At 59.9% G+C, this 26,734-nt stretch carries 24 protein-coding genes and 1 other RNA gene; 18 read left to right on the plus strand and 7 right to left on the minus strand.

Annotated features, from left to right (window positions below; genetic code table 11):
- Nucleotides 1–7: 7 nt before the first annotated feature.
- Nucleotides 8–898, minus strand: a complete 891-nt coding sequence (locus F0184_RS09335) for a prephenate dehydratase (RefSeq protein WP_150495916.1) — start codon at nt 896–898, stop codon at nt 8–10.
- A 24-nt stretch (nt 899–922) separates the two neighbouring features.
- Nucleotides 923–1,666, minus strand: coding sequence for a 3-deoxy-manno-octulosonate cytidylyltransferase (locus F0184_RS09340; RefSeq protein WP_150495917.1), 744 nt, complete (start codon nt 1,664–1,666; stop codon nt 923–925).
- Nucleotides 1,667–1,858: 192 nt separating this feature from the next.
- Between F0184_RS09340 and F0184_RS09345 the strand changes: the two genes are divergently transcribed.
- The 8 genes from F0184_RS09345 to F0184_RS09380 all read left to right on the plus strand — a co-directional run bounded on the left by F0184_RS09345 (nt 1,859) and on the right by F0184_RS09380 (nt 12,619).
- The gene (locus F0184_RS09345; protein ID WP_150495918.1) at nt 1,859–2,416 is read left to right on the plus strand and encodes a c-type cytochrome; all 558 of its coding nucleotides are present in this window, start codon (nt 1,859–1,861) and stop codon (nt 2,414–2,416) included.
- A gap of 257 nt (nt 2,417–2,673) precedes the next feature.
- Nucleotides 2,674–3,987: a diguanylate cyclase gene (locus F0184_RS09350; RefSeq protein ID WP_172972063.1), complete on the plus strand. Its 1,314-nt coding sequence runs from the start codon at nt 2,674–2,676 to the stop codon at nt 3,985–3,987.
- A 131-nt stretch (nt 3,988–4,118) separates the two neighbouring features.
- A complete protein-coding gene (locus F0184_RS09355) occupies nt 4,119–5,993 on the plus strand; it encodes an extracellular solute-binding protein (RefSeq protein ID WP_150495920.1) in 1,875 nt (624 codons plus the stop codon).
- Nucleotides 5,990–7,864: an extracellular solute-binding protein gene (locus tag F0184_RS09360; RefSeq protein ID WP_150495921.1), complete on the plus strand. Its 1,875-nt coding sequence runs from the start codon at nt 5,990–5,992 to the stop codon at nt 7,862–7,864. The genes F0184_RS09355 and F0184_RS09360 overlap by 4 nt, the downstream gene beginning before the upstream one ends.
- A gap of 23 nt (nt 7,865–7,887) precedes the next feature.
- On the plus strand, nt 7,888–9,084 hold the full coding sequence (locus F0184_RS09365) for a microcin C ABC transporter permease YejB (protein ID WP_150495922.1): 1,197 nt from the start codon (nt 7,888–7,890) through the stop codon (nt 9,082–9,084).
- Between the two features lie 73 nt (nt 9,085–9,157).
- Nucleotides 9,158–10,270, plus strand: coding sequence for an ABC transporter permease (locus F0184_RS09370; RefSeq protein WP_208998418.1), 1,113 nt, complete (start codon nt 9,158–9,160; stop codon nt 10,268–10,270).
- 257 nt (nt 10,271–10,527) lie between these two features.
- Entirely contained in the window at nt 10,528–10,992 is a 465-nt protein-coding gene (locus F0184_RS09375; protein ID WP_150495924.1) for a type II toxin-antitoxin system VapC family toxin, read from the plus strand.
- Entirely contained in the window at nt 10,985–12,619 is a 1,635-nt protein-coding gene (locus tag F0184_RS09380; RefSeq protein WP_150495925.1) for an ABC transporter ATP-binding protein, read from the plus strand. Before F0184_RS09375 ends, F0184_RS09380 begins: the two co-directional genes overlap by 8 nt.
- A gap of 35 nt (nt 12,620–12,654) precedes the next feature.
- On the opposite strand, the gene F0184_RS09385 is transcribed toward F0184_RS09380, so the two are convergent.
- The 4 genes from F0184_RS09385 to F0184_RS09400 all read right to left on the minus strand — a co-directional run bounded on the left by F0184_RS09385 (nt 12,655) and on the right by F0184_RS09400 (nt 16,178).
- Nucleotides 12,655–13,302 (minus strand): hypothetical protein, encoded by a 648-nt coding sequence (locus tag F0184_RS09385; RefSeq protein WP_150495926.1) that lies wholly within the window; start codon nt 13,300–13,302, stop codon nt 12,655–12,657.
- A gap of 105 nt (nt 13,303–13,407) precedes the next feature.
- Nucleotides 13,408–14,616 (minus strand): lytic murein transglycosylase, encoded by a 1,209-nt coding sequence (locus tag F0184_RS09390; RefSeq protein WP_150495927.1) that lies wholly within the window; start codon nt 14,614–14,616, stop codon nt 13,408–13,410.
- Nucleotides 14,617–14,779: 163 nt separating this feature from the next.
- Entirely contained in the window at nt 14,780–15,724 is a 945-nt protein-coding gene (nudC, locus tag F0184_RS09395; RefSeq protein ID WP_208998406.1) for an NAD(+) diphosphatase, read from the minus strand.
- Between the two features lie 43 nt (nt 15,725–15,767).
- On the minus strand, nt 15,768–16,178 hold the full coding sequence (locus tag F0184_RS09400; protein WP_150495928.1) for an HIT domain-containing protein: 411 nt from the start codon (nt 16,176–16,178) through the stop codon (nt 15,768–15,770).
- Nucleotides 16,179–16,389: 211 nt separating this feature from the next.
- Between F0184_RS09400 and ffs the strand changes: the two genes are divergently transcribed.
- From ffs to F0184_RS09450, 10 genes are all read left to right on the plus strand, one after another.
- An RNA gene (gene ffs, locus F0184_RS09405) (signal recognition particle sRNA small type) lies at nt 16,390–16,487 on the plus strand.
- A 136-nt stretch (nt 16,488–16,623) separates the two neighbouring features.
- On the plus strand, nt 16,624–18,486 hold the full coding sequence (locus F0184_RS09410) for a DNA polymerase III subunit gamma/tau (protein WP_371871101.1): 1,863 nt from the start codon (nt 16,624–16,626) through the stop codon (nt 18,484–18,486).
- A 113-nt stretch (nt 18,487–18,599) separates the two neighbouring features.
- On the plus strand, nt 18,600–18,920 hold the full coding sequence (locus F0184_RS09415) for a YbaB/EbfC family nucleoid-associated protein (RefSeq protein ID WP_150495930.1): 321 nt from the start codon (nt 18,600–18,602) through the stop codon (nt 18,918–18,920).
- Nucleotides 18,921–18,939: 19 nt separating this feature from the next.
- Nucleotides 18,940–19,548 carry a recombination mediator RecR gene (gene recR, locus F0184_RS09420; RefSeq protein WP_150495931.1) on the plus strand — a complete coding sequence of 203 codons (609 nt, stop codon included), beginning with the start codon at nt 18,940–18,942 and terminating at the stop codon, nt 19,546–19,548.
- A gap of 139 nt (nt 19,549–19,687) precedes the next feature.
- The gene (locus tag F0184_RS09425) at nt 19,688–20,356 is read left to right on the plus strand and encodes a sulfate transporter family protein (RefSeq protein ID WP_150495932.1); all 669 of its coding nucleotides are present in this window, start codon (nt 19,688–19,690) and stop codon (nt 20,354–20,356) included.
- Nucleotides 20,357–20,530: 174 nt separating this feature from the next.
- On the plus strand, nt 20,531–20,929 hold the full coding sequence (gene sdhC / locus F0184_RS09430) for a succinate dehydrogenase, cytochrome b556 subunit (protein WP_150495933.1): 399 nt from the start codon (nt 20,531–20,533) through the stop codon (nt 20,927–20,929).
- A gap of 11 nt (nt 20,930–20,940) precedes the next feature.
- On the plus strand, nt 20,941–21,324 hold the full coding sequence (gene sdhD / locus F0184_RS09435) for a succinate dehydrogenase, hydrophobic membrane anchor protein (protein ID WP_150495934.1): 384 nt from the start codon (nt 20,941–20,943) through the stop codon (nt 21,322–21,324).
- Nucleotides 21,325–21,329: 5 nt separating this feature from the next.
- Nucleotides 21,330–23,156, plus strand: a complete 1,827-nt coding sequence (gene sdhA, locus F0184_RS09440) for a succinate dehydrogenase flavoprotein subunit (RefSeq protein WP_150495935.1) — start codon at nt 21,330–21,332, stop codon at nt 23,154–23,156.
- Between the two features lie 87 nt (nt 23,157–23,243).
- Nucleotides 23,244–24,026 (plus strand): succinate dehydrogenase iron-sulfur subunit, encoded by a 783-nt coding sequence (locus F0184_RS09445; RefSeq protein WP_150495936.1) that lies wholly within the window; start codon nt 23,244–23,246, stop codon nt 24,024–24,026.
- A 741-nt stretch (nt 24,027–24,767) separates the two neighbouring features.
- Complete coding sequence (locus tag F0184_RS09450) at nt 24,768–25,745, plus strand: DUF808 domain-containing protein (protein WP_150496123.1); 978 nt, start codon at nt 24,768–24,770, stop codon at nt 25,743–25,745.
- Nucleotides 25,746–25,851: 106 nt separating this feature from the next.
- On the opposite strand, the gene F0184_RS09455 is transcribed toward F0184_RS09450, so the two are convergent.
- The gene (locus F0184_RS09455; protein WP_150495937.1) at nt 25,852–26,733 is read right to left on the minus strand and encodes a bile acid:sodium symporter family protein; all 882 of its coding nucleotides are present in this window, start codon (nt 26,731–26,733) and stop codon (nt 25,852–25,854) included.
- Between the last annotated feature and the right edge of the window lies 1 nt (nt 26,734).

Genomic DNA, 26,734 nt, shown 5'->3' on the forward strand with positions numbered 1-26,734 from the left:
ATTGGGATTAGATGTGGGGCGAAGGTCGCAGGGCGCGATTGGCATCCGGTTCGCGGATCTTGTCGCGAAACGGGCTTGCGCGGTAGACGCCAACGACTTTCAGTTCGGCGCAAAAAAACGCCAGCTCCTCGAGCGCCAGTGCCACGCCGACATCTTCTGGATGCCCCTCAATATCCGCGTAGAACATTGAGGCGAAGAATTGCCCCTCCAGCTGATAGGACTCCAGCTTGGTCATATTCACGCCATTGGTGGCAAATCCGCCAAGCGCCTTGTACAAAGCAGCCGGCACATTGCGGACCCGGAAGATGAATGTCGTGATGACGGGCTGGCCGCTGTGGGCGGCTTCTAGTTTCTCGCGGGACAGGATCAGGAACCGCGTTGTGTTATGAGCGGCATCTTCAACGTCCCGCCGCAGGATTTCAAGCCCGTAGACATCGGCCGCCATTTCCGGGGCCAGAGCGGCAGCCGTCAGATCCCCGCGTTCGGCGATCTGTCGGGCGGACCCGGCCGTGTCCGCGCCGATCACCGGGGTCAGGCCAAGTTCCCGGATCACCTTCCGGCACTGTCCGATGGCCATCACGTGGCTCTGAACCGTCTTCAAGCCTTCGATCTTGGCTCCTGGCGGGGCCATCATCTGATGCCGGATTGGCAGAAAGTATTCGCCGATAATATGGAGGTTCGACTGCGGCAGGAGGTGGTGGATATCCGCCACGCGTCCGGCGACCGAATTCTCGACCGGGATCATTCCAAGATCTGCCTCGCCATTTTCAATCGCGGAAAAACAGTCTTCGAAAGTCGGGCAGGGAATGGCTTCGAAATCGGGATAGACATTCCGGCAAGCCATGTGGGAATTGGCACCAAGTTCGCCTTGGAAAACGATTTTCTTTCGATCTGTCATCAGATGTCCGGTGGTGATCAGGGGTTATCCGGTCGTGCGCGTGTTGTAGGCGGCGCGAGCGCGTTCAAGGTCGGCGGCAGTATTCACATCCATAGGCGCGCTGTCGATAAGGCTGACGTCAATCCGCATGCCAGCCTCGAGCGCCCGCAGTTGTTCCAGTTTTTCGCGTGTTTCCAGCGGAGACGCCGGCAGCTCGACGAAACGGGCCAGCGCCTTTCTGCGATAGGCATAGACGCCAATATGCCAATAATACGGCCCGTCGCCAGACGGGGCAGTGGCCCGTGTGAAGTAAAGCGCGCGGTGATGGCCCTCTCCGTTCGGTGTCGTCACTGCTTTCACAAAGCTCGGATCCGTTATGAACTCCGGGGACGGAAATTCTGTCATGATCGTTCCGATGTCCACGTCTGTGATGTCCAGCGGCGCAAACGCGGCGCGGATCGCGGCGGGATCGATCAATGGCACATCGCCTTGAAGGTTTAGCACCACATCATGTTTCCCATCCGGGTCGACGATGTTCACGGCTTCATGAATCCGGTCCGATCCGGAAACGTGGTCGAAGCGGGTCATCACGGCGTGCCCTCCGTGGTCGTTCACCGCGGACATGATGCGTTCATCGTCGCAGGCGATCACTACGGGGCCGATATCGGCGTTTTGCGCCTGTTCCAGCACGCGAACGATCATCGGCCGGCCACCGATATCGGCAAGCGGCTTGTTCGGCAGCCGGGTTGCGCCCATTCGGGCAGGGATGATGACGATCGGTGAAACCACGCTTTTCAGGGCTCCATTGGAACTGTGTTCGGCATTCAGACCGGAACGCGGCCGAATGTCGTAGTGCGCTGTCTTTTAAACCTATGGACAGCAAGGTCAAAAAGTTTGTAGGTTCCGGCCAAAATCGACAATCGCATGGGGTTCGTGGTTCAGGCTGCGGGCCCGGACGCGTATAAGTTGGAGCCGGAGAGAATGGATTCGTTCACGTTAAACAAAATCGCCGGAGCGGTTTTGATGGTGCTTTTGCTGACGATGAGTCTTGGGATCGTATCAGACATCATCTTCAAACCGACTATTCCGGGTGAACCCGGTTACCGGATCGTTCTTGCCGAGCCGCAAGATGGCACCAGTGAAGTTGAGGCCGTGCCGGAGGTGGCGCCGATCGGCGAGCGCCTTTTGGCCGCCTCTGCGAGTTCCGGCGAGAGCGCCGCCCGCAAATGTGCCGCGTGCCATGCTTTTGAGTCAGGTGGCGCCAACAAGGTGGGGCCACAACTCTATGATATCATAGGCCGTAAACCCGGCGGACTTGGTGACTTCAGCTATTCGAGCGCAATGGTTGCTTATGGCGATGACAAGGGCGAGTGGACCTATGAAGGTCTCGACAACTTTCTCGCTAATCCCAAGCAGTACATCAGCGGAACGTCCATGGGTTTTGCTGGCTTGCGCCGCCCGGAGGAACGTGCAGATCTGATTGCCTATATGCGGTCACAGTCGGACGATCCTGCGCCTTTGCCAGCTCCCGCCCAGTAAGCTGAAGGCAATTGCCGGAATTGGAAACGCCGCTTTTCGAAGCGGCGTTTTTTTGCGTTGCACTCGATCAAGCTGTTTTTAATAAAAAAGACCTATCGTCGCGGTAGCCGTGAATGCGGCGGGAGGTGAAAATTACCAGGTTTCGAACATTCAGGGATTTTTTGCTGTCCAACGGAAATGCTTTTTGGGTTTCCGCTGCGGTCGGTTTTGCGTTTTTTCTGAGTGGGATTCTCATAACTTTCTACGTGTCGGAAATCTTGAAGGAAACCAACATCCAGCGCCAAAAGCAGGATGCGCTGGCCGTCATCGCCGAAGCCCGGGCGCAGTTGGAAGGGGAAGTCGGCAAGATTTTCGCACTGGGACGCGGCATACGCTCCCATATCAATGTGCACCCCGAGCGGGAGTTATCCCAGCAGAAGCTGAGTGAAGCTGCAACTGATCTGATACAGGGAAATCCGGCGCTTCGGGTCATTGGGATTGCGCCGGACAATATTATTGAAACGGTGTTCCCACTGGAAGAGAACCGGGCGGCGATCGGGTTCGACTACCGGACCAGCTCAGAACAATGGCCGTCAGTTCATGAAGCGATGATCCGGCGTTCGGAAATCATGTCGGGTCCCTACAATCTTGTTCAAGGCGGTCGGGCTCTGATCGCCCGCATACCCGTCTATCCCTCGGATTATCCCGGCCAGCCATTGGCCGAACGCCGCTATTGGGGCGTGGTGTCTGTGGTCATCGATGAAGACAACCTGATGAAATCCGCAGGGTTGTCCGAGCGGATGGGCAAGTACCGACTTGCCATCGGCGCCTATGCTGTGGGCAGCGATGTACCGCGATTTGTCTACGGAGATCCTTATGTTCTGCGTCCCGATGCTGTGTCGCTTCCTTTGTATCTGCCAACCTCCCTGGGTTGGGAACTGATGAGTTACCCGATTGACGGCTGGCGGACCGTGACTTTCGACGTTTGGGCGACACGTATGGCCGGTGGGCTGATCTCAGCATTGTTCGCAGGAATGGCGTTGCTTCTTGTTCTTGAAATGATCCGCATTCGCGCCATGGCCTTGCAGGATTCACTGACGGGCTTGGCAAACCGCCGGCTGCTGGAGGACCGTATGTCGCAGCTGGCCGCCATGTCCGAGCGCTCGGGTAGGGGCTTCGATATATTTTACATTGATCTCAATGGGTTCAAGCCGATCAACGACAGTTTTGGCCATTCGGTTGGCGATTTGGTTTTGATTGAAATTGGCCAGCGTTTGCGCCAGCAGACCAGAGAAATGGATACGGTTGCGCGCGTTGGCGGCGACGAGTTCATCGTGTTGACACCCGGTGGCATGAGTGGTTCCGAGCGGTCTCATTTTGCCGAGCGCCTCGCCCGGAAGGTCAGCGAACCGTTCTTGTGCGGTGAAGCCAAGGTTTCGGTCGCCGCAAGCATTGGATCAGCGAGTTTCCCGGAGGATGCGGCAACGGTAGAGGACCTCATGCGTGTGGCCGACTCGCGCATGTATGTCCACAAGGAAGCGGACAGGCCGGTGCCCTCCGGTTTGAGCCCGGCCGCGTCATTGTCTGGTTAAATTTATGTCATCTTGCCGTTGACAGGGTGACGATATCCCATCGGAACCTTACACTCTCTGGACATGTAAGTCGTTTGGCCCGACGGGCCATATCGTCCGCGCGCATGGCGTCCGGACATTGAGGAGGTGGTATGGTTCATGCTGACAGCGGTTTCTTGCGTGGCGTTCGTATTCTGACCCTGGCGCTTGGCGCATGTTTGGCGGGTCTGCCCGCGGCCGCGATGCAAGGGGAGCCACAGTGGCGTCATGCAACAGCCCTGAACGGGACGCCCAAATATGGCCCCGATGTCAGCCATTTCGATTATGTGAACCCGGATGCGCCAAAGGGCGGGCTTGTGCGCCTGGCGACACAGGGCGGCTTCGATACTTTCAACGTTTTTCTGCCAAAGGGAAATCTCGCCCCCGGTCTGGGCCTGATCTATGACAGCTTGAAGGAGCCGGCGCTGGATGAAGCCGACATCAGCTCGCAATATGGCGTGATCGCGAGTGAAACCCGCTATCCTGCCGACTACAGCTGGGTTGAGTTCCGGCTGAACGAGCGCGCCCGCTGGCACGACGGGCAACCGATAACGGCCGATGACGTTGTCTGGTCTTTCGAAACCGCGACCGAGCTCGATCCCCGGCAGAAATTCTACTACCAGAATGTCGTCAGCGCCGAAGCGCTGTCGGAGCATCGGGTACGGTTCACGTTCGATGCGCCGGGCAACCGGGAACTCCCGCATATCATGGGGCAACTTCTGATTCTGCCGAAACATTGGTGGCTGGGCACGGACAGCAATGGAAATCCCCGGGATATTTCCAGCAGCACGCTGGAACCGCCGCTCGGGTCCGGCCCCTACCGCATAAAGGATTATACGGCAAACCGGTCGGTTGCCTATGAACGTGTCGAGGACTACTGGGCAGCCGACCTGCCGATTCGGGTTGGAACGAATAATTTCGACGAGATCCGGTACGAATCCTTTCGGGATACCGCTGTTCTTCTCCAGGCGTTCAAGGCCGACCAGTACGACTGGCGCACCGAGAACAGTGCCAAGAACTGGGCGACCGGCTACGAATTCCCGGCGGTCAAGGAGGGCAAGGTTGTTCTTGAGGTGTTTGACGACAAGGCGCGGGGTGTCATGCAGGCTTTCGTGCCCAATCTGCGCCGCGAAAAGTTTGCAGATCCCCGGGTGCGCAGGGCGCTGAATCTCGCCTTCGACTACGAGAGTGCCAATCGGACGGTCTTTTTCGGCCAGTACAAGAGGGTCAATTCCTATTTTGCCGGGACCGAGTTGGCATCGACGGGCCTGCCGCAGGGCCGCGAACTTGAAATCCTTGAGGAAGTTCGGGACCTGGTCCCGCCGGAGGTGTTCACGACGCCATACGAGAATCCTGTCGCCGGATCACCGCAAAAACTGCGCGCCAATCTCCGCGAAGCCCTGGAGTTGCTGCAGGCCGCGGGATACCGGCTGGAAAACCGGACCTTGCTTGATCAGAACGGCGAGCCCTTTACAATTGAATTCATCGCGATTGATCCGTCCGCGGAACGCTATGTGCTGCCCTACGCCAACAATCTCCGGCTGATCGGGATTGAGATGACCCTCAGAACGCTTGATACGCCGCAGTATATCAACCGCATCCAGAACCGCGATTTCGACATGGCCACGCTCTTGTGGCCGCAGAGTTTGTCACCGGGCAACGAACAGCGGGATTTTTGGGGGTCCGAGGCTGCCGACCGGCCCCAGTCGCGCAATTACGCGGGCATCAAGGATCCCGGTGTCGATGCCCTTATCGAAAAGATAGTTTTTGCGAAGGACCGCGACGACTTGGTCGCCGCGACACGCGCGCTCGACCGGGTGCTTCTGGCGCATAATTTCGTTGTGCCGCAATGGTATCTCGACCAAACGAGAACAGCCCGGTGGAACAGATACTCCCACCCCGAAACCATGCCCGAGTTTTCCGTCGGTTTTCCGACCATCTGGTGGTACGACGAAGAAAAGGCCGCGCAAACGGGGGATCCGTCATGACTGCATTCGCACCAGACCGCCGGACCTTCCTGAAACTGACGGGCGCCAGCGCCCTGCTGTCGGCCAGTCCGTTCCTGGCGCGGTCCGCAGGCGCCTCGACGGACCCGGTTCATGGGTTGTCCGTGTTCGGCGACCTGAAATACGGCCCCGACTTCAGCCATTTCGACTATGTCGTGCCGGATGCGCCCAAGGGCGGACGGTTTGTTTTCCAGGCTCCGAGCTGGGCCTACAATCAAAACCCGCAGACTTTCAACACGTTCAACAGCTTCATCTTGAAGGGCGATGCGCCGCCGAGAATGGAACTGTGTTTCGATAGCCTTATGGTTCCGGCTCAGGACGAACCGGATGCGCTTTATGGCCTCGTTGCCGAAAGCGTTGAAAAATCGGACGACGGCAATGTGTACACCTTCAACCTCCGTCCGGAGGCGCGGTTCCACAACGGGTCCAGCCTGACGGCGGAGGATGTGGCGTTTTCGCTCAATCTGTTGAAAGCAGAAGGCCACCCTCAGATCAGCCAGACGATCCAGCAAATGGACCGGGCCGAAGCGCCGGAGCCACACAAAGTGGCGGTCTATTTCACGGGCAACCAGACCCGGCAGCTTCCGCTCACCATCGCCGTCCTGCCAATTCTCTCCAAACGCTATTATACGACCTACGACTTCAAGCAATCGACGCTGACGCCGCCATTGTCTTCCGGTCCCTACAAGGTCGGACGGCACGCGGTTGGCCGGTATGTCGAATATGATCGTGTCAAGGACTACTGGGCCAAAGACCTTCCGGTGATGAGGGGGCGAAACAATTTCGATGTGATCCGCCTCGATTTCTTCCGTGAAAGGCAAGCCGGTTTCGAGGCCTTCAAGAAGGGCGATACAACCTTTCGCGAGGAGTTCGTGTCGAAGACCTGGGCGACCGAGTACAATTTTCCGGCGGTGGAAGATGGGCGGGTCGTTCAGAAAGTGTTCCCCGACAACCGTCCATCCGGCATGCAGGGCTGGTTCTTGAACACCCGCCGGGACAAGTTCAAGGATCAGCGGGTCCGGGAGGCGATCGGGTACGCATTCGACTTCGAATGGGCGAACCAGAACCTCTTTTTCGGGCTCTACCAGCGCACGGTCTCCTACTTCGAGGGGTCGGACATGGCGGCTGAGGGGCTACCGTCCGAGGCGGAACTGGCGCTGCTTGAACCCTATCGGGGGCAAGTGCCGGAAGAGGTGTTCGGTGAACCCTATGTGCCGCCGGTGAGCGATGGGTCAGGTTTTGACCGGGGTCTTTTGCGCCGCGCGAACCAGCTTCTGCAGGAGGCCGGGTACCGCCGCGACGGACAATCCATGGTCGGCCCAGATGGTGCGCCGCTTGTCATCGAGTTTCTCGGAAATTCGCCGAGTTTCGAACGGATCATGACGCCCTTCATCTCCAATCTCGAACGCCTCGGGGTTGCTGCAACGTTCCGCATCGTCGATCCGGCGCAGTATCAGGTCCGTCTCAACAGTTTCGATTATGATGCCGTCGGCCGCCGGTTCTCGCTTGGGCCGACCTTGAGCGACGGAATTCGGGAGTTCTGGGGCTCAAGGGCTGCCGGCACACCCGGAAGTTTCAATATGTCGGGAATCGCGGATCCGGTGATCGATGAACTCATCGAAAAAGCCCTTGCCGCCCCAAGTCGCGAGGAAATGACAATCGCGGCCCGGGCGCTCGACCGGGTGCTGCGGTCCGGACGTTACTGGATCCCCCAGTGGAGCAAAGGCACCCACACGGTCGCCATGTGGGACATGTTCGGGTATCCCGAAGAACCACCATTCTATGGGTTCCCGGTCGAAACCACTTGGTGGCTAGACAGGGACAAGGCCACCAAGATTGGCAAGGCCGGTTAATCCGTCAAAAAAAAGAAGAGTGCATGGGCGCTTACATCCTTCGTCGACTTCTCCTGATGATTCCGACCCTGGTCGGGATCATGGCGATCAATTTCGTGATCATCCAGTTCGCGCCGGGTGGGCCGGTGGAACGGGTCATCGCGCAGCTCCAGGGTACCGATGTATCCGCGACGGCCCGCATAAGCGGTGGGGGCGGCGATTTTGGCGGTGGTGCGGGCGTTGGGGAGACCGGTGCGACGGCCGGCGATGCGATTACTTCGAAGTATCGGGGCGCGCAGGGTCTTGATCCGGACTTTATCCGCGAACTGGAGGCGCAATTCGGGTTTGACAAGCCGCCGCTCGAACGGTTCGTCAATCTGCTGCTCGACTACACATGCCGCGATTTTCGGATCGAAGGCGTGCAACTGAACCTCGGTTTCACGGAGCTTGATCTGCAGCTTCCATGGGCCACTTGTTTCAATTTCGGTGAGAGTTACTTCAGAGACATCAAGATCATCGACCTCATTGCCGAGAAGTTGCCCGTTTCCATCTCGCTCGGGCTCTGGATGACGCTGATCTCCTATCTGGTGTCGATCCCGCTGGGGATCCGCAAGGCGGTTGCCGATGGCTCCCGGTTCGACATCTGGACCTCCGGGGTGATCATTGTCGCCTATGCGATTCCCGGCTTTTTGTTTGCGGTGCTTCTGATCGTCCTGTTCGCGGGCGGGTCGTTTCTGGACATCTTCCCCTTGCGCGGTTTGGTCTCCGACAACTGGGAGAGCCTGTCCTGGCCCGAGCGTATTCTCGATTACTTCTGGCACCTGACCCTGCCATTGACGGCGATGGTGCTGTCGGCCTTCGCCACGACGACCTTGCTCACGAAAAACTCCTTCCTCGACGAAATCCGGAAGCAATATGTCATGACGGCCAGAGCCAAGGGCCTCACGGAGCGGCAGGTGCTTTACGGTCACGTCTTCCGGAACGCCATGCTGATCGTGGTGGCGGGTTTCCCAGGCGCCTTCATCTCGTCGTTTTTCGCCGGCTCCCTGCTGATCGAGACGATCTTCTCCCTCGACGGTCTCGGGCTGCTGGGCTTTGAATCGGTCATCAACCGCGACTACGCAGTGGTCTTTGCCACGCTCTACATTTTTTCGCTCATGGGGCTCATCGTGAACCTCATTTCGGATCTCACTTACACCTGGATCGATCCCCGGATCGATTTCGAGACGCGGGAGATCTGAGATGGACCAGCGCTTGAACACGGATCTGGCCCAGGCGGGTTATGAGGATATCAATCCTTTGCCGGGTGAAACCATGCCGCCGCCGCGCCGTTTCGCCCTGTCGCCGATCAACCGGCGCCGTCTTGCCAATTTCCGGGCCAACCGCCGTGGGTATTGGTCCTTGTGGATCTTCCTCGTCTTGTTCGTTCTCGCGCTGGGCGCGGAGTTTCTCACCAACGACAAGCCGATCCTTGTGTCCTACAAGGGGGACCTTCTGGTCCCGGTTTTCGTCGATTATCCGGAAGAGCGGTTTGGCGGGTTTCTGGCGGTGACCGACTACAGGGATCCGTTCATTCAGGATGAGATCAACGCCAATGGCTGGATGATCTGGCCTCCGGTCCGGTATTCCTATGGCACGGTGAACAACGAAATCCCGGTGCCGGCCCCCGCGCCTCCATCCTGGATGCTGTCCAAGGACGAACGATGCGTCCGTTATCCGCTGGGGGCCGAGGATCCGAATTGTGTGATCGGCAACTGGAACTGGCTTGGCACGGACGACCAGGGCCGGGACGTTTTGGCGCGGACCGTTTACGGTTTCCGTCTTTCGGTTTTCTTCGGCCTCGCTCTGACGCTTGCCTCATCGGTTATCGGCATCGCTGCGGGCGCGGTCCAGGGCTATTATGGGGGCTGGGTTGACCTGTTCTTTCAGCGCTTCATCGAGATATGGACGGCCATCCCCACGCTCTACCTCATTCTGATCGTGTCATCGGTTCTGGTCCCGGGGTTCTGGACCTTGTTCACGATTCTGCTGGCCTTTTCGTGGGTGGCGCTGGTGGGTGTGGTCCGGGCGGAATTTCTCCGCGGCCGGAATTTCGAGTTTGTCACGGCCGCGCGTGCGCTGGGCGTGTCCAATGGTGTCATCATGTGGCGGCACCTCTTGCCCAACGCCATGGTCGCGACCCTGACCTTCATGCCCTTCATTCTGAATGGATCGATCACCACCTTGACCGCGCTCGACTTCCTCGGGTTTGGTCTTCCGCCAGGCTCCCCGTCTCTGGGCGAGCTTTTGGCGCAAGGCAAGAACAACCTTCAGGCCCCCTGGCTCGGCATCACGGGCTTTCTGGTCATTTCGATCATGTTGAGCCTGTTGATTTTCATAGGCGAAGCCGTCCGCGATGCGTTCGACCCGCGCAAAAGCCTGGCGTGATAGACTTGGACGTTGAGGAGATCGTGATGAACAGGATCATTCGGCGAAATTACCCGGTTGAAAAGTTGCCACAGGATTTGCGAGATGGTTTGCCAGAACATGCAGTTGTTTCCATAACTGTGGAAGTTGAGGCTCGCCCAAGCTCGAAGACCGTTCAGGAACTCTTCGACGCGGTCCCGGACCGCCTAAGGCGCTCAAGCACCGAGATAACAGCACAAATCGAGGCTTCCAGGGATGATTGGGATCGGATCCGCTGAATGCATCATTTGTATCTGGACTCCATGGTTTTCATAAGGGCGGTGGAAGGAAGGGCAGCGGATCAAGATGCCGCGTGTGCGCGCGCGATCATACTTGAAGTCGAAAAACAGCAGGTATCTGCTTGCACCAGCGAGTTGACGTTGGCTGAGGTCCTAACGGGGCCACATGCAGCTGAGGCTAAAATCGACCCACTTCTCAAGCGGACTTACTTGGAACTGATTGTCTGGAAAGGGCTCATTGAACTCGTTCCATTGACCCGTGAAGATATGTATGAGGCTGCGGCTTTGGCAGCAGTCGTGCCGAGAAAAGTACGGTTGCCGGATAGGTTGCATCTGGCGACTTCGATTCGCATTGGCGCGTCGCATTTCGTGAGCCACGATAGCCGGATACCGGGGGCCAATCGAATGCGCCGGGTTGACTTGTCTCCTGAGGGACTGAATTTGGTGGTGACTCCTGATGAATGAAAGCAAGCGCCTCCTCTCGGTCAAAGACCTGTCCGTCCAGTTCCGGCAAGGCGACACCGAAACGCTCGCCGTCAATCGTGTGTCCTTTGATCTGAACAAGGGCGAGACGGTTGCGATTGTCGGCGAAAGCGGGTCGGGCAAGTCTGTTTCGGCCCTGTCGATATTGAAGCTGCTGAACTATCCGGCTGCCTCTCACCCGACCGGTCAGATCCTGTTTCGCGGGCAGGACCTGTTGAAGGCGGATGAGGCTGAGATGCGCAAGGTGCGCGGCAACGAGATCTCCATGATCTTCCAGGAGCCGATGACATCGCTCAATCCGCTCCATCAGGTGGAGCGTCAGGTTTCGGAAATGCTCAAGATCCACAAGGGGATGAGCGATACTGCCGCGCGTGCCCGCGTGCTTGAGCTTCTGGATCAGGTGGGCATTCAGGACGCCGAAACGAAGCTGAAATCCTATCCGCATCAGCTTTCCGGCGGCCAGCGGCAACGGGTCATGATCGCGATGGCGCTGGCCAATGAACCCGAGCTTCTGATTGCGGACGAACCGACAACGGCGCTGGATGTCACGGTCCAGGCGCAGATCCTGAAACTGCTCAAGGAAATCAAGGCTGCGCGCGGCATGGCGATGCTGTTCATCACCCACGACCTCGGCATCGTGCGCAAGTTCGCCGACCGGGTTTGCGTGATGACGAAAGGCGAAATCGTGGAAGCCGGACCGGTTGAGGACATTTTCAGCAGTCCGCAGCATTCCTATACCAAGCACTTGCTTGCCGCCGAGCCGAAAGGCAACCCGCCGCGAACGGATCTTTCGAAAGACATCGTGATCGAGGCAAAGGACCTGAAGGTCTGGTTTCCGATCAAGCGGGGCCTTCTGAAACGCACGGTTGGACATGTGAAAGCCGTTGACGGCATCGACGTGACGGTGCGCGAAGGTCAAACCTTGGGGATCGTCGGCGAAAGCGGGTCCGGCAAGACGACCCTGGGTATGGCGATCCTGCGGATGATTTCATCCCAGGGCCGGATCAGCTTTAACGGGACCAACATCGAGACCAAATCCTGGAAGGAAATGCGACCGCTCCGCCGCGACATGCAGATCGTCTTTCAGGACCCCTTCGGCGCGCTCAGCCCGCGCATGTCGGTCTCCGATATCGTGGGTGAGGGGCTGGAAGTGCATTTTCCCAAAATCAGCCCGCAGGAGCGGGACACGAGGGTGGCAAAGGCGCTGGAAGAAGTCGGCCTGGATGCCTCGACACGGTTCCGCTATCCGCACGAATTCTCCGGTGGCCAGCGCCAGCGCATTTCCATTGCCCGCGCCATGGTTCTGGAGCCGAAATTCGTCATGCTGGACGAGCCGACTTCCGCGCTGGATATGAGCGTCCAGGCGCAGGTGGTCGATCTCCTCCGCGACCTTCAAAAAGCGCATGGGCTCGCCTACCTCTTCATTTCGCACGACCTGAAGGTCGTGCGGGCACTTGCCAATGAAGTGGTTGTCATGCGCCAGGGCAAGGTGGTCGAAGCGGGCAGCGCCGAAGAGATCTTCGACGCGCCGCAGACCGACTACACAAAAGCCCTGATGGCGGCCGCATTCCGGCTGGAAGCCGCGCCTGAAGGAGTGGTGAACGGGTAACTGCGGGAAAGGGGACCATCCCGGGAGAACCGGCTTCAGGCCGGCGGTATCTGCCGTCCGTCGCATTTGTCCAACCTTCCGGCAGACCCCGGGTCGGCGTGTTTCAAGGCGTCTGTGAGATCGTAGTTCCGCGTCAAGGTCACGAAACCGCCGAGTTCCGACGTTTTCAAGAAGGTTGTTATCGGGATCGGCGCAGGGCCTGGATCTTTGATCGCACAGCCCGTGACATGAAGAGAAAGTGTTCCTTCGTGCGTTTTCCTTTGTTGTCCCGAACCGGCGCGAATGTGCTCTTGAAAACTTTGGAAATAGGCCAGATCCTCGTCGGCGAGGGCAAAGATAAGGAGCTGTTTTCCATCCGACAATTCGCCTGAAAGTTCGGCCTTTTCAGCCTTGGAACCGCTTTCCCTGAGCGGGATTTGTTCGGACAGCAGGATTTCGCCTGTCTCGGTATTCGTGATCGAGAGGTCCATGCGCGCCGAGCCCGCCGGTATGTGGATCGTGTCGGGCAGCACAGCCGCCAGGCGCAATGCGGCTGGGTCCGTGGTTTGAATGTCCAGTTTCGACAGTTTCGTCATGGATGATAGCGGAACATGACCGCAGGCGGACAGGGCCATGATCAAGGTGAAAAGGGCACAAAGACCTCGGCCTCGGCGGGCAAGCACGCCGTGGGGGAATGAAGACATCGGTGGAACTCCAATTTCAGATAATTAATGCATAACGGTAATTTTTTATTTTTAAAATAGGTATACTTCAAGTTGGCAAATCCCGGTCCGGATCAATGGGCAGCGTCAGCCAACCCAGCAGGTTGCAAAGAAGCCTTTTGCTTCCTGGTCCTTGCCGATGGATCTGCGTGTCTTGAATCCGATCAGGCCGTCGGCGCCGCCCACGTCGTGGCCTTCGGAAATCAGCCGTTCCTGCAAGGTGCGTACGGCGCCGCGGGTTGTCTCCTTCGTCGGTTTCCAGTCGCCCACAAAGCTGGCGTTGTTGCCATACCGGTCGGCCAGATGGCCGACGAACAGCGCGTAGACGTCGGATTCGTTGTACTCTTTCAGGACATAAAAGTTTTCGGTCGCGATGAAGGCCGGCCCGTAACGCCCTGCGGGCAGCAGAATGTTGCCCTGTTGTCCAAGCTCGTGATCTGGGAACGGCCGGCCGTTGGCCCGGGTCACGCCCTCGCGCACGAAATCGGAAATCCGTTGCCGATTGTCGGGTCCCTCCCGTGTGCACGAAACGGTATCGGGCAAACGCACCTCATAGCCCCAGTCCCTGCCCTTGGTCCAGCCGTGTTGGGCCAGGTAATTGGCGATGGAGGCCATGGTGTCGATCTCCGAGTTCCAGATGTCGCGCCGTCCGTCACCGTCGAAATCGACGGCGTATTTCAAATAGCTTGACGGCATGAACTGCGGCTGGCCCATCGCTCCGCCCCAGGAGCTGCGCATGTTGGCATGGGTGACGTCGCCACTCTGCAAGATCTTCAAGGCGGCGATCAACTCGCCTTTGAAGAAGTCCCGGCGCTGGCCCATGAACGCGCGGGTTGCCAGAACCCGGATGACGTCGTGAGGGATCTTCGCCCGGCCATAGGCGGATTCGCGGGCCCAGATCGCCAGGATGATCCGGCGCGGGACCCCATAGCGCTGTTCGATCCGGTCCAAAGTGGCCTTGTGCTTGTTCATCAAGCTGCGTCCTGGACCGACGAGGGCATTGAACTGGCTGTCGCTGAAATAGCGGCCGGGCGCCCGGAATTCCGCCTGGAAATTCACCTTCGGCGGGTTGCCTTTACCGTAAGGGCCCACCAGCCCGGGCAGGTCCGTGTCCGGCGTCATGCCAGCCAGTTCCTTGGTCAGAACCGCTTGCGACACGCCCGCCGCGCGGGCCGCCGGCACGATTTCATTTTGCAGGAAACGGGCGAATTCCGCGTCATGCGGGCCGGCTTGAGCGGTTTGGCCGCCGGCCAGCAAGGAGACTGCCATACTGAGCACAAACAGAAATGGGTGCATTCGGATTTCCCCTAGCTCCTGAAATCGGCGTGCAAGTTGATGTATCCGCCACTCTAACATGGGTAAAGTGCGAGACGGACAGCTGGTGACCGGTTACGCACAAGGCTGGCCAGGCGGGAGTGCCGAACCGTCAAGCCGGCGCGCCGACCGTCGGAGTGTGGACTTAAATCTTGCCGTTCATCCAGCCGGTGATCAGGTGGTGGGCAATGGAAATGGAAGGGGGAATGATGTGGCCATCCGGATGGGTGCCGTCGATCATCTGCCGGACTTCCGCCCGTCCGCACCAGCGGCAGGCTTCCAGTTCGTCGTCCTCGATGGTGATCTTGGTGGTCAAGGCTTCGCCGACGCAGCCCAGCATGAGGTTCGCCGGAAACGGCCAGGGCTGGTTGGCGATCAGCCGGACCGCTCCCACTTTGATGCCCGATTCCTCGAAAGTTTCCCGACGGACAGCTTCTTCAATCGTTTCCCCCGATTCCATGAAACCGGCAAGTGTCGTAAAGATGCCTTCGGGCAAACGCGGCGGTCGCCCGAGCAGCGCCTTGTCGCCGTGCGTGATCAGCATGATGACGCACGGGTCGGTGCGCGGGAAATGGTGGGTGCCGCAGTTGGGACAATCACGGCGATAGCCGCCCTCCGCCAAGTGGCTGGGGTGACCGCAACGCGAGCAGAACTGGTGGGTGCGGTGCCAGTGGATCAGCGCGCGCGCCTGCGCAAGCACGCCCAGATCATGCGGGCTCAACTCCGCTCTCAAGGCAAGCGTGCGCAGGTCGATGACCTTGAGGCCGCTCATGGCTGCGATCTCATCGTCTTCGCGCGCAACGGTGGTCGCGAAATAGGCCCGGCCCGTTTCGCTCAATTCGCCCAAATAGACCATCTCGGCCCGTTCACCGCCGATCTCCAGTGCCGTTTCCAAACGATGCCCGATGGCATTGTCGCCTTCTTCGGGCAAGATCAGCTTGTTCGGTGTGGACAGCACGATCCGCGTATGCGGTTCCGCCAGGCGGCGCTTCAGAAATTCGGTATCCGGCCGGCGGGTGGCCTGACGGTCGAGCCGGTTTTCCAGAAAGCTCATGGAAGGCATCGGGGCATCGGCGTGGTCGGCCGTCATGTGGGAAATCCTTGGGAACGGGAGAGGGGAGCCGCGCTGTCGCCTAAACGGCAAGGGCCGATCTGAGGCGGTCAATCAGGTGCTCGGCCGCGTCCGGCTCGTAGTCCCGGGGCGGAGCCGCGCCCCAGACAGGTCCCGGCCAGGCGGCGTCGTCGCGAAAACGGGCGATGACATGGACATGGAACTGGGACACCTGGTTGCCGAGCGCGGCCACATTCAGTTTTTCAAAGTCCGTTACAGCTTTCAGGGCTGAGCTTGCCGCCGTGATTTCATCCATGAGCAGATGCCGGTCGGCCGCGCTCAGATCGGTCAGCTCGATCAAATCATTCTGCCGGGGTATCAACAGCAGCCAGGGATAGGTCGCGTCTTTCATGAGCCGCACCATACACAGGTCCAGATCGGTCACATGCAAGCTGTCGCCTTCCAGGCGTGGATTGAGGCTGAATGAAATCATCTGTGCGTCCTGCTGTTTACAAGATGTCCTATCACAGCTCAAAGCGGGAAAACAAAGATATGTTCCCGGTCAGGTCCGCTCGATTGGGCATGCATTTTCGGTGCACGGCTGGCGGGTGCGGAGCTGGGGCATTCGGGTTGGAAACCGGCGAAACAATTTCCTTCAGTTTCCCTCTTGCCAAAACCCGGGTGGCGTTTGATATAACGAGGTGGGAGGTTGGCGGTGGACGAGCCACTCGCCAACCGGGTCAGGTCCGGAAGGAAGCAGCCCTAACGAGCCTCGGCACGGGTCGCCGTGCCAGCCTCCCACCCTGAACGGGTTTCAAAACGACCGGCGGTGTTCTCGCCGGTTTTTTTGTGTCCGCGGCGCTGCGGGCTTGCACAAAAAGTGGATTTGGACCGCGACAGCGCGACCGGAAAAACGCTAATGTCCCGCCATGGATGAGATGTCCCTGACACAACAGCCCGGCTCGCCCTCCCAGGCGGGCAGCGGAGGCGCTTACCGGGTGCTGGCGCGCAAATACCGCCCCTCGACCTTCGAGGATCTGGTCGGCCAGGAGCCGATGGTTCAAACGCTGGAGAACGCGTTTGCGACCGGCCGGATCGCCCAGGCCTGGATGCTCACCGGTGTCCGCGGGGTCGGCAAGACCACGACGGCCCGCATTCTGGCGCGCGGCCTCAATTACGAGGTGCCCGGCGAAATCGACAAGCCCACGGTGCAGCTCACGACCGAGGGCACCCATTGTAAGGCCATCATGGAAGGCCGCCACGTCGATGTGATCGAGATGGACGCCGCGTCCCACACCGGGATCGACGATATCCGGGAGATCATCGACGCTTCGCGCTACCGGCCGGCGACGGCACGCTACAAGGTCTACATCATCGACGAAGTGCACATGCTCTCCAACGCGGCCTTCAACGGCCTTTTGAAAACGCTGGAAGAGCCGCCGGAGCATGTGAAGTTCATCTTCGCGACGACGGAGATCCGCAAGGTGCCGATCACGGTGCTGTCGCGCTGCCAGCGGTTCGACCTGCGGCGGATCGATCAGGCCAAGCTTGTGGGTTTGCTGAGACGGATTTCGGATGCGGAAAACATCGAGATCACCGACGAGGCGCTCTTCATGATCGCCCGCGCCGGAGAAGGATCGGCGCGTGATTCCCTGTCCCTGCTCGACCAGGCCATGGCCCGCGCCAGTGGGCCGGTGGAGGCTGAGGACCTGCGCGACATGCTGGGTCTGGCCGACCGGGCCCGGGTGATCGATCTGTTCGAGCATGTCATGGCGGGCCGTCTGGCCGAAGCGATGGACGAACTGGCCGGGCAATATCAGGTCGGTGCGGATCCCGCAGTGATCTTGACCGATCTGGCCGACTTCACCCATCTCGTCACCCGGCTGAAGGTCGCTCCAAAGGCCGCGGACGAGGCATCGGTCACGGAAACGGAACGTGTTCGAGGTCGCGAGTTTGCCCAAAAGCTCTCGATCCGCATGCTCTCGCGCGCTTGGCAGATCCTGCTCAAAGGTCTGCAGGAAGTGCAGTCCGCGCCAAAGCCGCTTGCCGCAGCCGATATGGTTCTCGTCCGTCTGTGCTATGTTTCCGATCTTCCGGATCCGGGCGAGGCATTGACGATGCTGGCGAAGGGGGGCGTGGGTGGCGCCGGCGGAGGAGCGATAGCGCCATCATCATCTCCATCGCGGGCTCCATCTTTGGCCAGCCCCGGACCAGCGGAGGCAGCGTTGCCCCAGCCGGTCTCCCATGACAGCGTGCCGCGCCCGCGTTTGACCGCCATCTCCGGGGGTGCCGCACGGCCTGTTCCCCAGGTTCAGCCGGCCTCTCAGCCCACGTCTCAACCGGTTGCGGCACCCCTGCCGCGTGTTGCCCTTGCCTCGCTGGCCGATTGTGCCGCACTGGCATCAGACAAGCGCGACATCCGGTTGAAATTCGCCATCGAACGGCAGATGCGGCTCGTCAAGTTTGAGCAGGGACGGATTGAAATTCAGCCGACCGAGGACGCGGCACCGGACATCACCGGCGAGCTCGGGCGCAAGCTGACGGAATGGACCGGCATCCGCTGGGTCGTCACGGTCAGCCGGGCGCAGGGGCGGCCAACGCTCCACGAAGAACGCGAGGCCAATCAGGCCCAGCTTCTGTCCGATGCCAAGGCGCACCCGACGGTGGCAGCCCTCCTCAGCCAGTTTCCCGGGGCCAAGGTCGTGGACGTCCGCGTTCAGCCGGGAGAGGAGGAGGACGCGCTGCTGGGCGATCCCCTGCTTCACGAAGCGGTCGGAGACGATGAGGGCGACGACGCGTAACCGCGGCTTGGGAAAGCGCGCGGAAATCGGCCAGGGCGCTTGCTGACGGACGGGCGAACCCGATATGTACCACATCAAGAACCGCGCTTTGCGCCGACGACGGAGGCAAGTCCATGGACTTCATGAAAATGATGAAACAGGCCAAGCAGATGCAGGAGCAAATGGGCTCTCTGCAGGAGCAAATCACCGAGATCGAGGCCGAAGGCTCCTCTGGCGGCGGCCTGGTCAAGGTTGTCCTGAACGGCAAGGGCGAGATGAAGAGCCTGAAGATCGATCCATCCTTGTTCAAGGAGGATGACGTCGAGATCCTGGAAGACCTGATCATCGCCGCACATACCGACGGTCGGGTGAAAATCGACGCCGGTATTCAGGAGAAAACCCAGGAAATGATGGGCGGCCTCGGCTTGCCTGCCGGCATGAAACTGCCTTTCTAGGCGAGCGGCACATCACAACATGGCTCAAAAGTCGGTTGCCGGGCCCGAAATCGAACGCCTGATCCAGCTCCTGTCCAAGCTGCCCGGCCTTGGCCCGCGCTCGGCCCGCCGGGCGGCCCTCCATCTGATCAAGCGCAAGGAGCAACTCCTTGTGCCTTTGGCCGAAGCGCTGGGCGTGGCCGTGGAGAAGATCGGCGTGTGCGGCAGTTGCGGCACGGTCGACACGTCCGATCCTTGCGCCATCTGCGCCGATCCGGACCGGGATCCGAGTGTGCTGGTGGTGGTTGAGGACGTGGCGGATCTGTGGGCGCTGGAGCGGGCGGGCGCCATCAACGCCCGCTATCATGTGCTGGGCGGTACACTGTCTCCGCTCGATGGAATCGGGCCGGACGACCTCAACATTGCTCCGCTGGTCTCAAAGTGTTCGCAGGAGCAAATCGCGGAAGTGATTCTCGCCATCAGTGCCACGGTCGAGGGTCAGACCACGGCCCATTATCTGATGGATCAGCTCTCGCACATTAACGTCAACGTCACCAAGCTCGCCCATGGCGTGCCGGTCGGCGGGGAACTGGATTACCTCGACGAGGGCACCTTGACTCAGGCCCTGAAGGCCCGGACGCGGTTCTGATCCGGGATGCATATGGATCTGGATTGCGGCCGCGCCGGGTCCGGCGCAACCAAAACACCATCTGCCATCCAATGCCGGCGTCTTGCGCGCCCCTTTTGCGGTGCCTATGTCGGTGGTCGAACTCGGAGACCACCAATCCATGCTGTCTGACGCTTCCCGCGCCTTCCGCCAGGCATTCGAGCCCCCGTTCCGGGCCGTCTTCTGGAAATTGCTGGGTTTCACCCTGGCTGTTCTGCTCGTGGTCTGGATCGCCCTGCAGGGTTTGGTTGCCAGTTTCGTCGAGCTTCCCTACCCCTGGCTGGAGACGGTCGTGTCGATCCTGACGGGGGTCGGCGCGGTGTTTGCCTTGAGCTTCCTGGTCGCACCGATCTCCGCCTTGTTCGCCGGTCTTTTTCAAGACGACATCGCCGATATCGTGGAGGCGTCGGACTATCCGGCGGATCGGCCCGGCACGGCGCTGCCATTCGCGCCGTCGGTCATCCAGACCCTGAAATTCACGGGGGTGGTGATCCTGGGAAACATTTTCGCCCTCATGATGCTTCTCATCCCTGGGCTCAACCTGATCGCCTTTTTCCTGGTGAACGGTTATCTTCTGGGCCGCGAATTCTTCGAGTTTGCCGCCATGCGGTTCATGCCGCCAGACGAGGCCAAACGCCTGCGCAAAGCGCGCTCTGGAACGGTGTTCATGGGGGGACTGATCATCGCCGGGCTGCTGGCCGTGCCCTTGCTGAATTTGCTCACTCCGATCTTCGCGACGATCTTCATGCTGCATCTTTACAAGCGTGTTGCTGCCGGTCGCCCGATTTGAACGGGCGAACCTGTCTCGGTGACGGGACGGCACGGCGTTTCGGAATTTCAATCGATCTAGGCCCATCGGATGCTTTGACGTTTTAAGGTCTTGGCGTTAGAACGCTTCCAGACAACGCCTTGAATTGCTTACTCTTACGTCAACGTAAGCGGCGTTACACGGGAGAGAATGTTCATGTCGAACGCGGACCAGCAGGGCAACCGCCCGCTATCGCCTCACCTTCAGATATATAAGCCCATCCTCACGATGGTCATGTCGATCCTGCACCGGATCACCGGCGCCGCACTGTATTTCGGAACGGTTCTTCTGGCATGGTGGCTGATTGCGGCCGCGGCAGGCCCCCAGTATTTCGATTTCGTCAATGGAATCTACGGATCATTCCTGGGCCGGCTCATCCTGTTCGGCTTCACCTGGGCCCTTGTCCATCACATGCTGGGCGGGATCCGTCATTTCATTTGGGACATGGGAGCCGGTTTCGGGCGCGAGGCCCGCGAGTGGCTCGCCAAGGCCACGATCATCGGCTCAGTGAGTCTCACGATCCTTCTTTGGATCATCGGCTACATGGTTCGTTAAGGAAAGACGTCATGAGCGATATGCGCACTCCTCTTGCCAAGGTTCGCGGGCTTGGCTCCGCCAAGGACGGAACCGATCACTTCTGGCGTCAGCGTGTCACTGCCGTCGCAAATGTGTTTCTAATTTCGTTCTTTGTGATCCTTGTCATTTCCTTGCAGGGCTCTTCCTATCAGGACGTGGTGGCAGCGATGGGCAACCCGCTGGTCGCCATCCTGATGCTTTTGGTCATTCTGTCCGGCGTCTATCACATGAAGCTTGGCATGCAGGTGATCATCGAGGACTACATTCATTCCGAGGGCAAGAAGGTCCTGGCTCTTCTCGGCAACACCTTCTTCTGCGCCCTGATCGGTCTGGGCACATTGTTCGCTGTGCTCAAGCTTGGCTTTGGAGGATAACCCGAATGGCCAAAACTTATGATTTCACCGACCACAAATACGATGTGGTTGTCGTCGGCGCCGGTGGCGCGGGCCTGCGCGCCACGCTCGGCATGGCCGAGCAAGGCCTGCGCACGGCCTGCATCACCAAGGTGTTTCCAACCCGCTCGCACACGGTGGCGGCCCAGGGCGGCATTGCCGCGTCCTTGCAGAACATGACGCCGGACAGCTGGCAGTGGCACATGTATGACACCGTGAAAGGCTCTGATTGGCTCGGCGACACCGACGCGATGGAGTACCTGGCAAGGGAAGCGCCCAAGGCGGTTTACGAACTTGAGCATTATGGCGTCCCGTTCTCGCGGACAGAAGACGGCAAGATCTATCAGCGCCCCTTTGGCGGGCACATGCAGAATTACGGCGAAGGCCCCCCGGTGCAGCGGACCTGCGCCGCGGCCGACCGGACCGGCCATGCCATCCTGCACACGCTCTATGGTCAGTCGCTCAGAAACAACGCCGAATTTTTCATCGAGTATTTCGCGCTCGACCTGATCATGTCCGAAGACGGCGTGTGTCAGGGGGTGATTGCCTGGAACCTGGATGACGGCACGATCCACCGTTTCGCCGCCAAGATGGTTGTGCTGGCGACCGGCGGATACGGCCGGGCCTATTTCTCGGCGACATCCGCGCACACATGCACCGGCGATGGCGGCGGGATGGTGGCCCGGGCGGGCCTGCCGTTGCAGGACATGGAGTTCGTGCAATTCCACCCGACCGGCATCTACGGCTCAGGCTGCCTGATTACCGAAGGAGCGCGCGGTGAAGGCGGATACCTGGTCAATTCCGAGGGTGAGCGGTTCATGGAGCGCTATGCGCCGTCCGCCAAGGACCTGGCCTCGCGCGACGTTGTGTCCCGCTGCATGACGATGGAAATCCGCGAAGGCCGGGGCGTGGGCAAGAACAAGGACCACATCTATCTGCACCTGGATCATCTGGACCCGGCCCTGCTGGCCGAGCGTCTGCCGGGTATCTCCGAGTCCGCCCGCATCTTTGCCGGTGTCGACGTGACCAAGGAGCCGATCCCGGTGCTGCCGACGGTCCATTACAACATGGGCGGCATTCCGACCAATTACTGGGGTGAGGTGCTCGATGCCTCCGGCGATCATCCGAACCGGATCCAGCCCGGCTTGATGGCTGTGGGCGAGGCGGGTTGCGCCTCGGTGCACGGCGCCAACCGCCTTGGATCCAACTCGCTGATCGACCTGGTCGTGTTCGGCCGGGCAGCAGCGATCCGGGCGGCCGAGGTCGTCGATCCCAAGGAAGCGGTCCCGACGCCCAACGAGGCATCCTGCGACAAGATCATGGCCCGTTTCGACAAGCTCCGGCACGCGGACGGCAGCACGCCGACCGCCGAGTTGCGGGACCAGATGCAGCGCGCCATGCAGGAAGATGCGGCCGTATTCCGGACCCAGGAAACACTTGCGCAAGGCTGCCAGCGGCTGGACAAGATCTGGTCCGGCCTGAATGACGTCAAAGTGTCTGACCGGTCGATGATCTGGAACTCCGATCTGGTCGAGACGCTGGAGCTTGAAAACCTGATGGCCAACGCCATCACAACGGTTTACAGCGCGGAGGCCCGCAAGGAATCGCGCGGCGCGCATGCCCGTGAGGACTTCAAGGATGGACCGCTGTCCGGCCGAAACGATGATGATTGGCGCAAGCACTCGCTCAGCTGGGTCGATGAGGACGGCAAGGTGAAGCTGGACTACCGTCCGGTGATCACTGACCCGCTGACGCCGTTCCAGAACGGCGGTATCGATCCTCAGAAAATCGCGCCGAAGGCACGGGTGTATTGATCAGGCCGGTGCCGGAGATCCAGCACCCGTCGATGGAACGAGACGGCCCGGACGCGACATGCGGGCCCCAACGCGGAGCATGAAAAGATGGTTCAGCTGACGCTTCCCCGGAACTCTCAGGTGACGGATGGAAAGGCTTGGCCGAAGCCGGACGGAGCCACAAACCTCGTCGAATACCGGATCTACAGATGGAATCCGGATGAAGGACGGAATCCTCGCGTCGACACCTACTACGTCGACCGCGACGATTGCGGGCCGATGGTTCTCGACGGGCTGATCTACATCAAGAACAAGATCGATCCGACATTGACCTTCCGCCGGTCCTGCCGGGAAGGGATTTGCGGGTCCTGCGCGATGAACATCGATGGCACCAACACGCTGGCCTGCACAAAGGGCATGGACGAGGTTGCCGGCGATGTGGTCAAGATCTATCCGCTGCCGCATCTGCCCGTGGTCAAGGATCTGGTGCCGGATCTGACCCGGTTCTACGCGCAGCACCGGTCGATCGAGCCCTGGCTGAAGACCACGACGCCAACGCCCGAAAAGGAATGGCGCCAGTCCCATGAGGATCGTGCCAAGCTGGATGGCCTGTATGAGTGCATCCTGTGCGCTTGTTGCTCCACCTCCTGCCCGAGCTACTGGTGGAACGGGGACCGGTATCTGGGCCCTGCCATCTTGCTGCAGGCCTATCGCTGGCTGATCGACAGCCGCGACGAGGCGACCGGCGAGCGGCTGGACAATCTGGAAGACCCGTTCCGGCTCTACCGCTGCCACACGATCATGAACTGCGCACAGGCCTGCCCCAAAGGCCTCAACCCGGCCAAGGCAATTGCCGAGATCAAGAAGATGATGGTCGAACGCCGGGTTTGATTTTCCCGAAGCGATTGCTTCTGAAAAATGGAAAAACAGGAAACCGCTCCGGAGAAATCCGTGGCGGTTTTTTTGCGTTCTGTAGGGAGCTTTCACTTTGGCCAGCCAAACGAGTGAGTGGCGCCTGAGCACGGATAGGACACCACTGCCCACAAGATCCATTCCGTAAACCCGCGCCTTGATCCGCGGTGCTTGAAGAGCGCTTGGTCTATCGTCCGTCAAGCACACCAAAACCCGCCGCAAGGTTGCCCTTCGGCGTTACGCTCAAGGCCGGGTCCCAAAACCGATGGGAGTGGCGAGGTGCGGCAGGCTTTGCCTGCGCAGTTTGAGTGTTTTACTGTTTCTTCGGCAAAAGCTGTCACACCTCGCCCGGGCTTTTTGATCTGGAAGGCAGGCCTCGATTCCCGCCAGGCCCGCGCGATGTGTCAGATCGCCGCCGCAATGGACCCAGCCGGGAGGAGCGCCGGATCATGCGACAGACCGCTTGGCGCCTCAACCAGCAGACCGGAGACGGTGACGTTACCCCGAACTCTCAGCCTTCGCCCGTCCCGCTCCGCCCTGCCGGCCGGTCCGGGACAGGGGCCCATTTGAGCGGGCACGGCAATAGTATAGGGCCGGCCGCAGGGAGCGTGGATAAGTTTTTTGGCCGGTTGGCGGTTTCGAATGCTGCCCACATTTGGTCTGTCGCAAAAGGCCATTATCATGGCAGCACTGCGAAACCAGCGTTGCACCGGAGACACCATGAGTGGATTGCTGGCCCTTCTTGACGACGTTGCTGGTATTGCGAAGGTGGCGGCGGCCTCAGTGGATGATGTCATCGGTCAGGCCGCCAAAGCGGGCACCAAGGCTGCCGGGGCCGTGATTGATGATACGGCGGTCACCCCGAAGTATGTCGCCGGTTTCGCGCCGGCCCGCGAATTGCCGATCGTCTGGCGGATCGCGAAGGGCTCTCTGAAAAACAAACTGGTTTTTCTCCTGCCAATTGGCTTGCTGCTCAACACGTTCTTGCCCGGGATCATTACGCCGCTCTTGATGCTCGGCGGGGCGTATTTGTGTTTTGAAGGCGCGGAGAAGATCTATCACCTCTTCGCGCCCGCCCATCACGATGCCGATCTGCCGGAAGATCTGGTACAGGACCCGACCCATCTTGAGGAACAAAAGGTTTCCGGGGCAATCAAGACGGATTTCATCTTGTCGGCGGAAATCATGACGATTGCCCTTTCGGAGATTCCCCATGGCAGCCTCTGGATGGAGGCGTCCGCGCTGGCGATCGTCGCTGTAGGGATCACGCTCATGGTCTATGGATCCGTGGCCTTGATCGTGAAGGCCGACGATTTTGGCCTGTATTTGTCGGCGGAGGGCAGCCTGCCGGTCACCCGCGCTTTGGGCAGGGGGATCGTCAAGGCGATGCCGGGGATAATGAAGGTGCTGATGACGGTCGGTACGGCGGCCATGCTCTGGGTCGGCGGGTCAATCCTAATACATGGGCTTAGTGACCTTGGGATGGGCGGGCTCTATGACACGATCCACGCCATCGCCCATGGTCTTTCCCATGCGATTGGCCTGGCGGAAGGTTTCCTGATCTGGCTTGTGAAGGCAACTCTGGACGGGGTCTTCGGTTTGGCTTTTGGTCTGCTTTTGATCCCGATGGTCAACAAGGTCCTTGCGCCAGGCTGGCAGGCAGTGCGGGGTACACAGGCGGAGGCAAACCGGCACTGACCGGCCGATATCATAGACATGCGTGTTGCCGCAGCCGTATCCGGTCATCGACCCTGCCACTTTGCCTGCCTGTGTTCCGGGCCTGACATGCGGCCGAGCATCTGCCCTACAACAGACCATCCGGAATTGTCTGTTCGGCTGCTGTGTTGGCGCGGCGGAAGATGAGGGTAACGGCCGTTGAGGTGAGGACAATAAACAGGGAATAGAGCGCGCCCACCGCCATGATCGATTGCTGTTCCTCGCCGGAAAAGGTGAGCGCGATGATCGCAATGGCAAGGGGCGCGTTTTGAATGCCGGTTTCCAGCGCGACCGTGCGCACATTGCGCGGATGCAGTTTCAGCGCGCGGGCGAAAAGATAGCCGACTGTGATCCCAAACACGCCCAGCATGATCGCCGCGAAATAGGTGGACGGGGTCGTGGACAGGAGAAACTGCCAGTTCCGCGGCACCCAGGAAATGGCGATGAAGGCAATGAAGACCAGCGCCAGGACGGAGCCGAAGAATTCAGTGACGGCGCCCGCATTGGCGTTGAGCCGCCGCAGTCCCATACCGATCCCGACCGGGATCAGGAGGATGACCAGGGTGGCGACGATATTCTCGCGCGGGATCTCCAGATCGAGCGCCGAGGCGTAGACCAGCAGGACGAGCGGGATCAGGAGCACGCCAAAGACCGTCGATGTCACGGTCATCAGAACGGACAGCGCCAGGTTGCCCTTGGAGAAGTAGGTGAAAATGTTCGACGTGGTTCCGCCCGGCATGCAGGAGACAATCAGCAGGCCAAGGGCGATTGGCGCGGGAAGGCCGAGCGCGAGTGTCATGAGAAAACCGATCAAGGGCATGAACCCGTATTGAGAGATCACGCCGACCGCTAGCCCGTAGGGCCGGCGCAGGGCCAGGTAGAAATCGCGGGGGGTGAGCGAGGCGCCCATGCCCAGCATGATGACGAAAATCATGGCTGCAAGCAGCGCTTGCTCGAATGCACCGATCATG

Origin of the sequence: Roseibium aquae, from assembly GCF_008711285.1 — a bacterium.
Classification (GTDB): Bacteria; Pseudomonadota; Alphaproteobacteria; order Rhizobiales; family Stappiaceae; genus Roseibium; species Roseibium aquae.

Excerpts from the sequence above, each read along its gene's own strand:
- F0184_RS09410 (WP_371871101.1), top strand. The coding sequence starts at position 16,624 with ATGTCCCTGACACAACAGCCCGGCTCGCCCTCCCAGGCGGGCAGCGGA.
- sdhC (WP_150495933.1), top strand. The coding sequence starts at position 20,531 with ATGTCGAACGCGGACCAGCAGGGCAACCGCCCGCTATCGCCTCACCTT.
- F0184_RS09385 (WP_150495926.1), bottom strand. The coding sequence starts at position 13,302 with ATGTCTTCATTCCCCCACGGCGTGCTTGCCCGCCGAGGCCGAGGTCTT.
- nudC (WP_208998406.1), bottom strand. The coding sequence starts at position 15,724 with ATGACGGCCGACCACGCCGATGCCCCGATGCCTTCCATGAGCTTTCTG.
- F0184_RS09370 (WP_208998418.1), top strand. The coding sequence starts at position 9,158 with ATGCCGCCGCCGCGCCGTTTCGCCCTGTCGCCGATCAACCGGCGCCGT.
- F0184_RS09380 (WP_150495925.1), top strand. The coding sequence starts at position 10,985 with ATGAATGAAAGCAAGCGCCTCCTCTCGGTCAAAGACCTGTCCGTCCAG.
- F0184_RS09450 (WP_150496123.1), top strand. The coding sequence starts at position 24,768 with ATGAGTGGATTGCTGGCCCTTCTTGACGACGTTGCTGGTATTGCGAAG.
- F0184_RS09345 (WP_150495918.1), top strand. The coding sequence starts at position 1,859 with ATGGATTCGTTCACGTTAAACAAAATCGCCGGAGCGGTTTTGATGGTG.
- F0184_RS09455 (WP_150495937.1), bottom strand. The coding sequence starts at position 26,733 with ATGATCGGTGCATTCGAGCAAGCGCTGCTTGCAGCCATGATTTTCGTC.
- F0184_RS09365 (WP_150495922.1), top strand. The coding sequence starts at position 7,888 with ATGGGCGCTTACATCCTTCGTCGACTTCTCCTGATGATTCCGACCCTG.
- sdhA (WP_150495935.1), top strand. The coding sequence starts at position 21,330 with ATGGCCAAAACTTATGATTTCACCGACCACAAATACGATGTGGTTGTC.
- F0184_RS09360 (WP_150495921.1), top strand. The coding sequence starts at position 5,990 with ATGACTGCATTCGCACCAGACCGCCGGACCTTCCTGAAACTGACGGGC.
- F0184_RS09355 (WP_150495920.1), top strand. The coding sequence starts at position 4,119 with ATGGTTCATGCTGACAGCGGTTTCTTGCGTGGCGTTCGTATTCTGACC.
- F0184_RS09390 (WP_150495927.1), bottom strand. The coding sequence starts at position 14,616 with ATGCACCCATTTCTGTTTGTGCTCAGTATGGCAGTCTCCTTGCTGGCC.
- F0184_RS09375 (WP_150495924.1), top strand. The coding sequence starts at position 10,528 with ATGCATCATTTGTATCTGGACTCCATGGTTTTCATAAGGGCGGTGGAA.
- F0184_RS09335 (WP_150495916.1), bottom strand. The coding sequence starts at position 898 with ATGACAGATCGAAAGAAAATCGTTTTCCAAGGCGAACTTGGTGCCAAT.
- F0184_RS09415 (WP_150495930.1), top strand. The coding sequence starts at position 18,600 with ATGGACTTCATGAAAATGATGAAACAGGCCAAGCAGATGCAGGAGCAA.
- sdhD (WP_150495934.1), top strand. The coding sequence starts at position 20,941 with ATGAGCGATATGCGCACTCCTCTTGCCAAGGTTCGCGGGCTTGGCTCC.
- F0184_RS09425 (WP_150495932.1), top strand. The coding sequence starts at position 19,688 with ATGCTGTCTGACGCTTCCCGCGCCTTCCGCCAGGCATTCGAGCCCCCG.
- F0184_RS09445 (WP_150495936.1), top strand. The coding sequence starts at position 23,244 with ATGGTTCAGCTGACGCTTCCCCGGAACTCTCAGGTGACGGATGGAAAG.
- F0184_RS09400 (WP_150495928.1), bottom strand. The coding sequence starts at position 16,178 with ATGATTTCATTCAGCCTCAATCCACGCCTGGAAGGCGACAGCTTGCAT.
- recR (WP_150495931.1), top strand. The coding sequence starts at position 18,940 with ATGGCTCAAAAGTCGGTTGCCGGGCCCGAAATCGAACGCCTGATCCAG.